The following is a 15134-nucleotide window of genomic DNA, read 5'->3' on the forward strand; positions in this document are numbered from 1 at the left end:
TAAACCAACACTCCATCAACTCTTAGCACTTACTTTTTAACACAATCTGAATTTGATAGTATAAATCTTCATTCTTATCCGCTCGAATCCCTTCAGAGAACAAACGTACCTCTTCGTAAAAATACTCTCGAACATTAGCGTTATTTTTTATAAAAATCTTGTTTTCTGACGCTCTTTTGAACTGCTCAAACGTCAGTTTTTTATTGAGAAAGGCTTCCAAAGAATTAAGTACATAAGCCTGAATATAAAAATCCACTTTATCTTTAAACGGCCAATCTAATTCTGAATCATCTGGCTCAGGGTATAAATCATAATTAATTAGCTCCACCTTACGCAGTTGTTCGATAAAGTGAACATCTTGAAAGTTAATAGTACGCGCGTTATCTGTCATTTGTTCTCACTCGCACATAAGGTTGCTGATAAGTGGATAGTCATTATCTGCTCCCTTAAAATATTTTCTTGTAATAAAGCCTAATGGCAAAAAGTGCAATTAAATATGAAACGAGCACAAAGGGTAAATTAAAAATGTTCCTAAAGTTAAAATTAACCCTTATACCTCTATCCATATCTACATCAGAGAAAAATATACGATACAACCAGGATTCCTTGTTTAAAAAAAGTCCTGAAACATGAGGTTTAAAAGTGACCGAGTCGCCATTCAAATTGGTAACAAACGCTTGTAAGTATTCATCACCCACGTTTTCCTTAAACACTTTAGTAAATTGTTTAGGTGATAATTTGTTTAATACATCAGGTTCGTAAATTGATTTCCATTTTTTCATAAAATCCTTATCACCAAACGTTTTGACTAGATGTACCACTGTCTTCTCATCAAATGATTTAATGTCAGCCATGTAGCTTCTTCTTAGTTTTTCTTTTCCTTTAGCACCCACAAGACTGTAATTGAAGTTAATGGTCCTTATATCAGCTCCGCCTTTTAAAAAGTATACCGGCTTTCTAGGAATTACTTGCGTTGTTTTCACGTCAAAGTCTGGCGTTACGTCCTTTAGCCAATAGTTACTCACGCTTAATAACTCAAAAGTAACTAGACCTGTTCTTTGCATTATAAAATAAAAGTTCTCAATGGCATAACGTCGTTTTTCAATGCCGTTAATTCCCAAAAAATGCGTATTCTTGAAAAGTACTTTGTATTGGTCCTGAGAAGTTTGGAGTAATTCTGGTCTATCGCCAACCAATACAATTTCCCCATATTCTTTTCGCTGGTGTAAGTGGTTCATAGAATCTCTAGTTTGTAATAATTTATTCACTCCCGTTTCAGGGTTTAAATATAAACTTGTTATGCTAAAGACAACAATGATAACCGCTGCGATAGGTATAAGTTTAAAGATGAACTTAAACCCTTGAGTAAGCTTGATTAACAATATTTACATTCCTTTATTTCTAATCTTAAAATACACACTTTAATTTTCAACCTAGTTAAGAATCAAACAGAAGATCAATTTCGTCACCTAACAATGACTCTTTATCTAACAAGGTTTCAGCAACTAACGTTAGCTGCTGATAATGCTCTGTGAGTAATTTTTCTACCTGCTTTTCAGCCTTTTCTAGCCATTCTTTAACCGCTTGTTGTGCCGTTGACAACAACTCACTTTCTTCAAATTTGGTTAACATAGCAACATTCACTGGCCCAACGGTTGGTTCAATGCCCCCTTCATAAATAGCATGCATGGCAAGCTGAGTCGCTTTTTCTATATCGTTTGAAGCCCCTGTACTGACTTCTTCACTGTCTCCTGTACAAAGTTTTTCAGCCACCCTACCCGCTAACAATACTTGCAATTTATGCATCACCCTACGTTTTGAATAACTTTCATATTCTTCAGAAGCGCGTGTAGCAACAAAACCCAACGCCTGATTTCTTGGCTCTATGGTAATAAAATCTATCGGCTGCTTAGGAAAGAGTAATTTGTACGCTAATAAATGTGCAGCTTCATGATAGGCTGTACGACGTTTTTCTTCTGCTCCTAAGAAAATATGGTCAGAAGGAGCGCCGTAAACAATGCGGATCATGGTTTGTTTAATATGCTCAGTGGTAAGTTGTTTCTCTTCCCCAACCGCTTGGTAAATACTTTCTCGTAGCACTTGCTCTATTTCAGCCGAAGACATGCCTTGAGCAGACGAAACCAACTGCTGTAACTCAGCGCCTTGCCAATTAAGCTTATGTTTTTGTGCAAAGCGTTCGAAAAACGTCAGACGGGCTTTTTTATTAGGAAGATCGCAATAAATGGTTTCATCAAAACGCCCAGGACGGGTGATCGCCTTATCAAGTAACTGTGGGTGGTTAGTGGCTGCCATAACAAACACCGGCGCTTCTCCCGATGAAAAGCCATCCATTTCAGTGAGTAACGCATTTACCGTTAAGTTTTTATCACGAGAGCTACTATCTGAATTATTTGTTCGTTGTGTGGCAATGGCGTCTATTTCATCAATAAAGACGATTGATGGTGCATATTTTCTTGCCGTGGCGAACAACTGTTTGATATTTTCAGTTGTACCGCCGCTATGGGGCGCTGAAAGTTCAGAAGCGGCCACACTGAAAAACGGCAAATCACACTCACCTGCAACCGCCTTGGCAAGTAAGGTTTTGCCGGTACCCGGAGGACCCGAAAATAAGAAGCCTGTTGGCACCTTTACACCAAAGTTTTGTAGCTTTTCAGGTGACTTTAACCAGCCAATAACTTCGCTAAGCCTACGTTTTGCTCTTTCAAGACCGATGACATCATCGAGTGAATTATCAGGTAAACTATGGTTGAATAAACTTGTTTCTTGTAAGTCCTTTGAGTTCACTATCTGCCGACGCGCTAAATTACGGAATGAAACTTCAAGTTCATTATTGTTTCGTTCGATCAAACATTGGTACTTTAACTTTTCATTACGAGAAATCATTCGTAATACCGCTTTTTCCATGATCAGATAATAGTTAATACGTTTAAGCATTGCAGGAAACGACTGCTCTACATTTGCCAAATCTAAATCGAAGTGCTCTCGTACATTATGGTTGCACGCTTGCTCGCACGGCTTAGCGACTTTTGTATCTACGACACGATAGCTAAATATTGGTACGTTAATATTCACATTATGAACTTCATCGATGACGTCACTTAGAGATAACTGAATATTAGAAACAGATTCAATATCAATCAAAAAAGCATCAGGTCTTTGCTCTTCCATTTTTGTTCTGATATTTTCAATATTGTCGATAAGACTCGCTGAAAGCATAAATTCAGACTGTTCGAGCTGCGATTGAAGTCTCATATCATTATCAAACAACAATAGTTTTTTCACTTCCGCGGCAGTCGTATTTTCTTCTACCTTAATCTTGCAAGATATTAACGACATATCTTCATCAATAAGATCACTAGCCTTGGATAATATTTCAGCCTTTAATTTGGACAAACAGTTGGTTAATTGCCTTGCTGTTATTTCAGGGGCTAAAGATTGTAGTAAAAAAGAAGGAAAATTCTCTGGCCAATAAAAATTAAGCATATTTTGAAAGATTGTTGACTTGTTAAGTTCTCTTTCTGCAAGGTAGGCAAAGTGGTTAATTTGCAAAGAAGAAAACAATATCGAATAGCCTTTCGCCAATCGATTAATGAACTCAACAGAGAGCTTAGTTTTAGTCGCTGGGTTTTCAGTATTACGTAAAACGTCAAAAATATTCAGTGGGTGTTTTTGATTATTTTTGGCCAATATGTCTTGGCCAAGATTAGTAGTAAAAATGACAATGCACTGAGTAAAACTAATAAATTCTTGACTGGTTTGGTCTTGAGCCACACCTTTATCTAAAACACTCAATAAAGATTGAATGACATTGGGATGGGCTTTTTCAATTTCATCAAAAAGTAATATCTGCCTTGGCTGCGCTCGCACGGCACTTGTTAATACTCCGAGGTTGGCGTCATTGTATTGCAGCCCGCTGCCGAACAGTTTCATCATATCTTGCTTGCCAGCATATTGCTCCATATTGAAAGTAGTGAAAACATATCCCGACTTTTCATACTGATTTAACAAATCACAAAAAATAGAGGATAAATAAGTTTTACCTACGCCAGAGGGGCCTGCGAAGGTAAAGATCAGCCTTGGCCCTTCACTTTCGCCTATATTGGACGTTAAATAGCCTTTAGTTAAACTCTCAATAGCTTCTCGTTGTCCAATAACCTGCTTGTTTAAATCATACTTAAGTTGTTTTTCAATTTTGATAGCTTTAACAATATGGCTAGTACACTGGTTTAACTGTTTGAGTTTAATAATACTCTGATGTTCAAGTTTTAGTAATGCCTCAATAAATAACGAAGGGGTAAATTCATCACCATTAAACGCCTCATCACAGCAAGATTGCACATCGTTATTTAGCACAAGTTTAACTGCATGGCTTTTCGCCATTTGATACCAGTTTTTACTTGTGTCATTGTTTGCAGAGAAACTACGGGAAACCACCTGTTCTTTTAATACTTTCCTCGTTTGATAAACATCTTCAGGCATTGTGACTTGACTTGGTTGACACTGAAATTGGCTTGCCAATACCGTCAATAAATGTGGGGTTCCAATAAGTACAGAAAGCACCAAATCACAATCAATTTCAGGCAGTTTTTCTGCCCTGATATTTTGTACTTCGAATGATGGTTTTTTAGAAAGGTATGTAGCACAGGCTACAACAGATAGTTCTTCAAAAAAATACTGGGTAGATAAGTTTAGGCGCACATACTGTTTTTCCAGTTCAAACGCTTTTTGTGGACGGGGAGTTTCACCTTCTCTTTTTTCGTTTATTGATGACTCTTGTTCATACCAATAACTTTCTGTTACCTCTATTTGCGCTTCAATGAAGTCTACATCTAAATTCAATGAAAAGCGTTCTGAAAATTTCTGATAGAAGTCATCATCATCGCTTAAGTTTTGCCCTTCGGGAACATCTTGCAAATACTGACGAAACATCGTGACTAAACATTCTATATCTACAGGGCTGGTTCCATTTCCTTCAATCGCTGAAATTGCACTATAACCACCCAATTCCTCAAGAATATTTAGCGCAATAAATTCATCGATGAACTCAATATTTTGAGCAGAAAAATAACACAGTGACTCTGTTTGTTTAACCAATTTACATTTAAGTACTTTATCTTCAAGCTTGGTATTTTTGATTGCCAACTGGATATAAAGTAAAACCAAAGGTAAAACCACATCAGATTGCTCTAACATAGAATCATCCATTGGCATTTCAGAGCATTGTACCGTGCGATATTCAAAAAAAGTGTTAAGTAATTTGTTCTGATTCATTATGATTATCTTAAATTTAGGAAGTACTTAGCTAAGGCTCATTTAATCAAGGCCGTTATTTTTTGCATGCTCAAGACAAAGGCTAACTGAAACAAGCAGAACTATGATGGCCATATATAAAATTTCAACAATATTTTGAGGCTTAATTTCAACAAGATACTAAATTATTTTTATGACTAACAGCATCACGATTACTTTACCTAGCTTTGTTTTAAATTCGTCAATACTGCTAATTTGAAAGGCTTTGATTGATGCTGTTTAGAGTCTTCAATTGGGCTAATAAATAGTTCATACAAGCCAAAGGAAAAGATAAATAGGATAGAAGAAAGTAAGAAGGTATCAAGGATCTCGATCACCATAAGTACTAGGTTATCTCGAGAAACATCTGAACTATGAGTAATTAGGTAAGAGAACATTCCATGTAATAAATGAAAGACCTCAACACAACCCAATAATATTAAAGTTGCCGCTGTGATCACACAACAAAGAACACCAAAAAGTAGAAGTAATCGGCTACTCCAAAGCAAAGACTCGAAACGCTTTTCCATTTAACATCCTTATTAAAATTACTTTATTTTTCAATAGAATGATTGTGCCGCTTATGTTTTAAAATGTCAATTTCATGTTAAGCATGGGATGTGCTTTTAAACTTACACTTAACAGCTTTGGAGAATATTTACATATATGAAATAAAAGACCGATTCAAATTAACCATGATTAAAGTTAGCGAAACCATCAACAAAGTTCAGCTAAGACTATAGTGTGGCATAACAACGAGGTTTTAAATTATCAAAAATTGACATCTTTAAAGGCGTGATACACAAATAGTCCAAAAAGAAAGATGAAGTATATTGTGTAGATAGTATAACTAATTCCTTCTGAATTTTTAGATATAATAGGTAATTCTTTAAAAATCCCGACTATAAAATTTAAAACAAGAAAGATAAAAAAAGATAATGTAATTATTTCAATCATTATAAGCTCTCAATTATATATACTTTCATCTGAAAATAACTATGTTAAGCAATCCGCAACGAATATCACTAGTAATAACCAGACTATAAACATTAAAACAGAAGAGTAAAATCAACCGCTACCTAAGATCTACAGATGGTTTACTTTAGGGTTTTACAGTTAGTTACTGTCTATATAGTTTTTGCTTATTGAGTAATTCAATAAGCAAAAACTAAAACTTGGATACTGTAAATATATTTAAATAGCTAATTTCACATGAGGTAAGCTAATGCTTTTTTTTGTTATTTCATATCCACCATTAGCTAAATAATTAGGTAAATATAAAATAGAATAAAGGTCATAAATAACGGTTAACTTATGTTCCGGTTTTACAAATTCAGCAAGGGGTATCAAACAATCGTGATATTTGGTTCTCTTATTTTTATATTCACTATATTTCCAGCCATTTAAAAAATGGAACGCATTCCAACGATTATGTTCAGAACGTATTAATTTTTCTAACATACAATGATATTCACTCGGAAAATATTTAACCTGAATCGACCCACTATTTCCATCCCATATCTTAGGTAGTTCTAATGAATAGTCCTGAATGAACTCATCACTTAAACCAAGTAACTCTCTGTCTTTTTTTAATACCTCATTAAAGAGGGATAAGTTTGATTGAAGTAACTCACTTGCGGTGTTCTTCGACTTCACTTTCTTTAAACCCAGCGCTTTTAACTTCATATCTATATGTAGGCTTTGAGATTTGTTTGATAATTTGTCATGTAGCTTTAAACCATCATGCCACTTACCATTGATCATTTTTAAAACACTGGGATCATCCAAACTATATTGTTCCATTGGTTCAAATCTTTCTGCATATCCATTATGGATAAGCTTAGCTATTAACTCATGCTCTTCATCAAGTACATTTTCTCGTGTACAGATGCTTTTCACATCAGCAAAAGTAAAGAACTGCTTAAAGCTATCTTTATCATTATCAATGATTTTGCTCATATTATAATTATTAAAGCTACCGAAACTAATACGTGTTGTTAACGTATCATTGCCAATACTTGCTAAATAAGTTTTATTAAACAAATCGGTAGCAATATTGAGATTACGTTCTTCATCATCATAACAAACAATTACATGGGTTAAGTTGTTTTTAAACCAAAGTTCTTCTTGCTCAAAATAAGTTAGACACTCATTATCTAAATCAATAGCATCTAGGCCAATAACATTTAAAATTCCTGGGTAACGTTTAATAATACGATTTTTAAATGAGGAAGCATTCTTATCAATTAAGTGAATTGTTAATTTATTCTCATTGGGAAGGTGCGCTAACTTAGCGGTTTGGTAAATAATATTAAAAGCTAATTCTCCGTCTCCGGCAACAACCATATGATAGTCTTCATCGCTATTTAGAATCTTATCACCTTCCCCCTCGGCACAGTTATTTTCAAAAAAGGCTTCTGCCGCTTCCTCATAAAAAGAGAAAGTTTGAATATCTAACTGCTGTTTATCCTTGCTCTCTGGAATTAGAAATTTCTGATGGAAAAGTGCATTAAGATCCTGATTTATAATATGGACAACAAGTTTTAACGAATCTTGCGCTGAAGTCTTTTGGTAATGATCAATAATAAGTGTTGCTAACTCAATATTTAACCGATCGTTTCCTAAAGAAATAACACCACACTCCATGTCTTTAAAGTTTAATATATCTAGTTGCTTCTCATTAAAAACATCACCTTCAACCACCCCCATACCGAACTTTCGAAAGAGATCTAATTTGTCATTTTGCTTGTTTTTTTCAAAAATAACATAACGACTATTATTCGATGCCATCTCATTTTTTAAAAGTGCGCTATTAAACTCTCCAAGACCAAAGACGGTTATATGTTCTGTTTTTAAAATGCGCTTTACTATCTGCTGATTAACAGCATCTTTGAAATAGATTAAAACCGCAATCACAGATGCAGACACGATAGAAGCAAACTCAATCGCACTGCCCAGTGCACTGATCAAATTTTTCTCAGGGTACGCAAGCACAAAACGTAATATAAACATCGATATGCAAACAGTCGCAACGGTAATCGCTTTTTTTTCTAATAAGTAATAAACAAAACTTGGGGATTTCTTGGTGTTATTCGCCATTTTAATTTCCATTTTAAAAAATCATTAAGGATATGATTCGAGCATTTTTTAGGGAATTACCTACCAAAATCTGATTCGAGAAGTTCATGCCGTATTTCTTCTTTGGTAAGTGATGAAGAACCTTTTTCAATACATTTTCTTACTCTCAAATCTAGCAATTTTTTTATATAGCATATCTTTTTTTTGAGTTCAAAATGTTTACTAAAGGCTCTATAAAGCCCATCAGTAATAAATATATTATATAGTTTTTCAAAATTAGAGAAAAAATCTCTGAGACTTGGAGGATCATCTAGACAATCATCACTGAAATCGTGAGTAAGAGTTACAATACACCAACTTATGTGGCCTTCATTTTTTGCTATCATTTTCTCGCTTGGGTTTGCTTTTACTGCTTTTAACAGATAGATAGTATGTGCCCATAAGGCCCTTTGCACAGAAGAATCATTACGATTTTTCACTCCTTGGACGAGTTTAATATAGAAAGCATTACTTAAATCAAAGGTTGATTTATATTCTTTATTCATGCAAAGGACATTATAGTAGGCCTCACTATATTGTCCTACTTTAAGATCTATAAAATTATGTAATAAGTGATAAGTTGGAGTAGATGGAGTAAGAAGGTTTATTTCACACCTTTTAGTAAAAGCCATATAACTAAGAGTATTACTTACTTTTATTGTAGACAAATAAACACTGTCATTGGAGCCACCTATATTTACATAGGAAATTTTAAAATCTTCTTCTCTGGTTTTAGCTTTATTAGCTTGTATAAATTTACGCCAAAATAAACTATCATAATCCTCAGCACAGGCAATGTCTTCGTACTCTTTACTTTTCCAGCGTAAAAAAATCATTAATAACCAATCGTTACACTTATCACATCCATTTTCAGCCCCTTTTTTCAAAATAAAAAAGACTTTCTCTAGTTTGGAGTCAAAGATACCATAACCAGATCTTAACAGTGTTCCTGCTGCACGATAGTAATGGTCTTTTCCGTCAAGGCTACTAATGACAGAACTTATATTATTCTCGCCAGAAGACACGGCTAAATATAACAAGCCTGTATATATTTTATCACCATTGGTGTTACCAGCAGAATATGACTCATTATAAAAACGAAGGGCCCTATTCGCGATAATAGTACTGTTATAGCAAAGGTCACTTGTACCGTTCAAAACTAAAAGCTCCCCGCATAAACAAAGAAGAGGCTTACTAAATAATGTAATAAGTGGTTCAAGATTGCCTTTATCTAATGCGCTTATAATTAGAGGGATTAAAGAAGTATTTTTAGTATCCATGTATAATTCAGCCAAAAAAATTACACAGTAAATATGCCCAAAATTTTCGCCACATTCAAGTATTCTAATCAACTTTTCAGTACTCATAATATGCTTTAATGCAGCAACATTTTGCAGTGCCCACACCAAAGAACATGAACTATAATGGTAGTTTAATTCGATATTTTGCTGATGTTTTTGTATTCCGAACTCTACATTTTTAACAAAGTCTAATTCTGCGTATGTAGATTCCAAATGTATAGATGCTAAAAAATATCTTGAATAGCAATAACCCAATTCATCTCCAGTATGTAAATAATCTAAACTTTTTTGAATGTTTTGCCCAGTATCGCCGTCTTTTTCTAAATATTCGCTCCCCAAAAAATCAACAGCATGAGAATACCCAATAGACGCCAGTTCTTCCATCTGTTTTATCGCATGACTTTTATTCTCGTTCACGAATAGTTGTGTTCTAGTATAAAAGTATTTTTCAACCGTGCTTAACTGTTGGTACTGGTTTTCTTTTTCCATTAATATCGATGTAAACTGGTTTGAATGTGCAATGCCATATTTCTTTTTTAAAAAAGACGTGGGGCAATTGTTATTTTCAGTTTTTTCGTCAAACATCATCGCCAACCTATATGTAGCGGGCATATAGCCAAGCTTGTGCGCCTTGGTATAATAGTCAGTTGCTTTTATGTCGTTATTACAGTATTTAGTATCCTTAGATTCGTGTAAAAGACCAAATTCATAATAGGCTTCTTTACAGTCTTTTCTCACTGCATTTTGAAGGTTTTGATAAGCAATATCAGGTGATATTTTGATATCAAACCGACCAAGTAAATGAAATTTGGCAAGTATCACGTAATCAAGAGACGATTTATTGACTTTGTTTTCTAATGTTTTTCTGTATTCAATTGCATCACATTTATCCCAAGGCATTTCTAATTTCAAATATGCATCTTCGCTCGACAATGCAGTACCAGACACGTTAACAGGGTGCGATACGGGTATAATACTTTTTGCTTTTGAGTCTTTTAAATAAATACGTTTATACAGTTTATTTAATATTATATGAAAGCATTGCTCTGATAAGTCTGTAGGAAACATTTGAAATTGTATGGGTTTCAAGGAAGGCACTAAGTCAAAACACGTTGCTATTTCTTCTACTGTTACGCCTATACCAATAGGAATAAGTTTATTATCTTTAAGTGCCCAGTTTAGCTCTTCAATAATAAAATTATCTCCATTACAATTACCTTCAACCACTCTAGCAATGTAATCTTGAGTAAAAATTGCAAAAACATAATTGGATTGAGTAACCGAGTGTTGTAATTCATCGGCCCAATTTTGTCCGGGCAGTAATGATTTTTTATCAACAAAGACTTTAAAATCATTATCTTGTAACAAACTAGACAACTGAAAGGCGACATTATCATCGGCCTCTACCTTATAACTTATAAAACAATCATACATAGTAAAACTTCATTCCATTTATCGTATTTATTTAAAATAACATACTGTAACGCTACTGAATAAATAGTGTATTAATTTCGTCACTCAACAGCGATTCTTTCTCTAATAAAGTATTAGCAACTAACTCTAGTTGGTGGTAATTATCATTTAATAATTGTTCTACATTTTGCTCTGCTGTAATTAACCATTGCTGAACGGCTTTTTGTGCATTTGCTAGCAACTCACTTTCTTCATATTTTGTTAATATGCCCACATTTACAGGGCCTACACTTTCTTCTATACCGCCATCGTAAATAGCATGCATGGCAAGTTGTGTCGCTTTTTCAATATCGTTTGATGCGCCCGTGCTAATGTCATCAGCATTATTAGTGCAAAGCTTTTCTGCGACACGGCCAGCAAGTAAGACTTGCAATTTATTCATCACTCTTATTTTCGAATAGCTTTCGTATTCTTCAGAAGCGCGGGTTGCTACAAAACCTAATGATTGGTTTCTTGGTTCTATGGTTGCAAAATCAATAACTTGATTCGGAAATAGTAATTTATAAGCAAGTAAGTGTGCGGCTTCGTGAAAAGCTGTTCGGCGTTTTTCTTCTTTACCTAATTTAATACTTTCAGACGGAGAGCCATATACAACTCTTACTATGGTTTGCTTAATATGTTCAATGGTTAACGGTTGCTCGGTACCTACGGCTTGATATATGGCTTCTCGCAATACTTGGTCTATTTCAGCCGACGACATACCTTGCGAAGATGATACAAGCGCGGTTAAGTCTGATTGTTGCCATTGCAGGTTTTGTTTTTGGGCGAATTTTTCAAAAAATATGGTGCGCGCTTCACTGTTGGGTAAATCACAAAAAATCGTTTCGTCAAAGCGCCCTGGTCGCAAAATGGCTTTGTCTAATAATTGCGGATAATTTGTAGCCGCCATTACAAATACGGGCTCTTCTGATGAAGAAAAACCATCCATTTCAGTCAGCAGTGTATTAACTATTGCATTACGTTCTCGTGAGTTACCGTGACTGTCTTCTGATCTTTGTGAAGCTATTGCGTCAATCTCATCAATAAAAACTATTGATGGTGCATATTTTCGAGCAACTGAAAATAACGCTATTATTTTTTCAGATGAACCTCCAACTATTGTCGACGAAAGTTCCGACGCAGGAACACTGAAAAAAGGTAAGCCACATTCGCCAGCAACGGCCTTTGCTAAAAAGGTTTTACCTGTGCCCGGCGGACCTGCAAATAAAAATCCTGTTGGTATTTTCACGTCGAAATTTTGTAATTTATCAGGAAATTTCATCCATTCAATCACATCTAATAGTCGTTTTTTAGCTCGCTGCAAACCAATAACATCATCAAGCTTTTCTGTAGGTAAACTTTGATTAAAGAAGCTAGTTTCTTGCATATCTTTAGATTCAATAACCTGATTAACTGACAATTGATGAAATAAAACACTTAAGTTTTGTATTTTACCCTCTTGATCTTGTTTATCGTTTTCTAGCTGCTGATTTGTTATTTGACATTGGTAGTTTAGTTTTTCGTTTCTACCTAACATACTAGACAATGATTTTTCAGTGGTTAAATAATAGTTAATTCTTTCTAACATTTCATAAAAAGTAGTATCTAAATGACTTAGTTCTAGTTCAAAGTGTTCTCTTATGTTTTGGTCTCGAGGTACTGAGTCAACATTACTACCTCCGATTATTCGATATGAAAACAAGGGAATAATAGAGTTAATAGCATGAATTTTATTAATGATGTCATTTAACGACTCAACAGCATGGTCAACTGATTCAATATCAATTAAAAAAACGTCAGGTCGATGAAGTTTTAACATTTGAGAAATTTTGTCAGAATTATTCATTACATGTATATTCTTGTCTGCATGTGAGATTGACAATTCACTTTGCAGTCGATTGTCATTATCAAAAAGTAATATACTTTGGGCTATTAGCGGCACCCCTTTGTCTTCAACATTGATATTATATTTTAGTGCAGTTGTATGCTCACCTAGACTTGCAGCTGACTTGGTCAAAATTTCTGATTTAAGTTTAGCTACACACGTTGTTAATTGCCTTACGGTTATTTCTGGGGATAAGCGCTTTAACAAAAACGAAGAAAAACTTTTTGGCCAACTAAATTGAACACCTGCGGTATTATCACTTTTACTATTCAATGCCTTTTCAGCAAGCGAGATCAAATGGTTTGCTTTCAAAGGGGAAAATGAAATTGGATAACCTTTTGATAATCTGTTAATAAATTCAATTGACAGTTTAGTTTTTGTCGTCGGATTTTCAGCATTTCTTAGTACATCAAATATATTTACCTGACGATTTTGTGCATTATTAGCTAAGACTTCTTGGCCAAGGTTAGTGGTAAAAATAACAATACATTGTGTAAAATCAACGGGGACAGAAAGCGTTTGGTCAATGGTAACGCCACTATCTAATAGAGTTAGAAGCGATTGAATAACATTTGAATGCGCTTTTTCTATTTCATCGAATATTAATATATGCCTTGGCTGTGCTTTTACCGTTCCTGTTAATATGCCAATTCCTGCATCTGTATATTCAGAGCCAGAGCCAAATAATCTTGCACTATTTTTTTCATTATTAAACTGTTCCATATTGAATGTGCTAATAGCATAGCCAGAATGCTCACATTCATTTAAGTAATCACTGAAAACATTTGCTAAATAAGTTTTACCTACACCCGATGGCCCTGCAAATGTATAAATTAAGCGAGGGCCATTTGCTTTGCTTATACATGAGGTTAAATAGCCGTTAGTTAAATGTTCTATCGCTTGTTGTTGACCTGTAATCTTAGTGTTTAGGTACTCTGTTAAGTTTCGTTGAACAAGCATTGATTTTATTGTGTGATTAACTAACTTATTTGAGCGTGATAAGTTCTCTACACACTCATTTTTTAGCTCTAATAAAGCTTTAATAAATGTGGATAGGTTCAATATTTTTTCATTAAAAGCTAAGCTTAAACAGCTTTTAATGTCGGTTTTTATATTAATTTTAGTTGTGTACTTTTCTGCTAACTGATACCAACTTTTAGTATTATTTGCACTATCTTGCAGGGTACGTGCACCTACTGAATCTTTAAGTAATTCACGGTTTTTATAAATGATAGATGACATAACAATTTGCGAAGGCTGGCAACCAAACTCGTCAGCAAGTACCTTCAGTAATTCAGGCGTGCCAATGATGGCTGATAACAATATTTCAATGTCTATTATAGGTAAGTTATTGGTATTAATTTCTTGTATGTTAGCTTCTGGTGATGAAGACAAATATTTGGCACAAGCAATATATGTTATTTCATTGAAAAAATTTTTAAGCTTACGATCTAAATATAGATAATTGTTCTTAAGTGTAAACGCTATCTGCTGCTCGTTTATCGTGTGTTCTATCACCGGAGAAGGTGCATCAATATTGTGTTCATATTCCTTAAGTTCAGCAGTTCGATTGGCAATAAATTGTTCTAAATCCTTAATTAATCGATCTTTATCAAGTTTCTTTGATAGAACCACAGAAAAAAGTTCATCTAAGTAAGTCGCGTCAATTAACTCTTCACCTTCAGGTACTATTTTTAAGTGTTCTCGAAAATATTCAACAACAAGTGTTATATCAATATCTCCATCCAATTGATTTTCAAACCACTGAAGAGATTGGTAGCCACCCAATAACTTAAGTACATGATGAGCAAGTCTTTCATCGAACAGTTCGAATTTATCTACTTTTAAGTAGGTCAATGATTCTGTTGTTTTCAATAATGTGCAGGCTAAGCAAGAATTTTCAAACGAGGTGTCTTTTAATGCAAACTTTATATAAGCCAAAACCACAGGCAAAAACACGTCTTTTTGGCCGGCAATACCGTAATCTAAAGCGGAAGTTGAACATTCAAGGGAATTATTATCAAAAAATGTTCTAACTAACATTTCACTAATCATATTGGTACCTACCT

7 protein-coding genes are annotated in these 15134 nt (G+C 34.4%); all 7 read right to left on the minus strand.

Annotation, left to right across the window (positions count from 1 at the left end; translation table 11 throughout):
• Nucleotides 1-22: 22 nt before the first annotated feature.
• Complete coding sequence (locus tag H4J76_RS11655; protein ID WP_182230655.1) at nt 23-391, minus strand: hypothetical protein; 369 nt, start codon at nt 389-391, stop codon at nt 23-25.
• A 55-nt stretch (nt 392-446) separates the two neighbouring features.
• Nucleotides 447-1382 (minus strand): hypothetical protein, encoded by a 936-nt coding sequence (locus H4J76_RS11660; protein WP_182230656.1) that lies wholly within the window; start codon nt 1380-1382, stop codon nt 447-449.
• 55 nt (nt 1383-1437) lie between these two features.
• A complete protein-coding gene (locus tag H4J76_RS11665) occupies nt 1438-5292 on the minus strand; it encodes an AAA family ATPase (RefSeq protein WP_182230657.1) in 3855 nt (1284 codons plus the stop codon).
• Between the two features lie 200 nt (nt 5293-5492).
• Nucleotides 5493-5840, minus strand: a complete 348-nt coding sequence (locus H4J76_RS11670; protein ID WP_259377141.1) for a YqhA family protein — start codon at nt 5838-5840, stop codon at nt 5493-5495.
• A gap of 664 nt (nt 5841-6504) precedes the next feature.
• On the minus strand, nt 6505-8421 hold the full coding sequence (locus H4J76_RS11675) for an NAD-binding protein (RefSeq protein WP_182230658.1): 1917 nt from the start codon (nt 8419-8421) through the stop codon (nt 6505-6507).
• A 44-nt stretch (nt 8422-8465) separates the two neighbouring features.
• Nucleotides 8466-11162, minus strand: a complete 2697-nt coding sequence (locus H4J76_RS11680) for a toll/interleukin-1 receptor domain-containing protein (protein WP_182230659.1) — start codon at nt 11160-11162, stop codon at nt 8466-8468.
• Nucleotides 11163-11214: 52 nt separating this feature from the next.
• Entirely contained in the window at nt 11215-15120 is a 3906-nt protein-coding gene (locus H4J76_RS11685; protein WP_182230660.1) for an AAA family ATPase, read from the minus strand.
• Between the last annotated feature and the right edge of the window lie 14 nt (nt 15121-15134).

This window comes from Colwellia sp. BRX9-1 (assembly GCF_014077195.1).
GTDB lineage: Bacteria > Pseudomonadota > Gammaproteobacteria > Enterobacterales > Alteromonadaceae > Colwellia_A.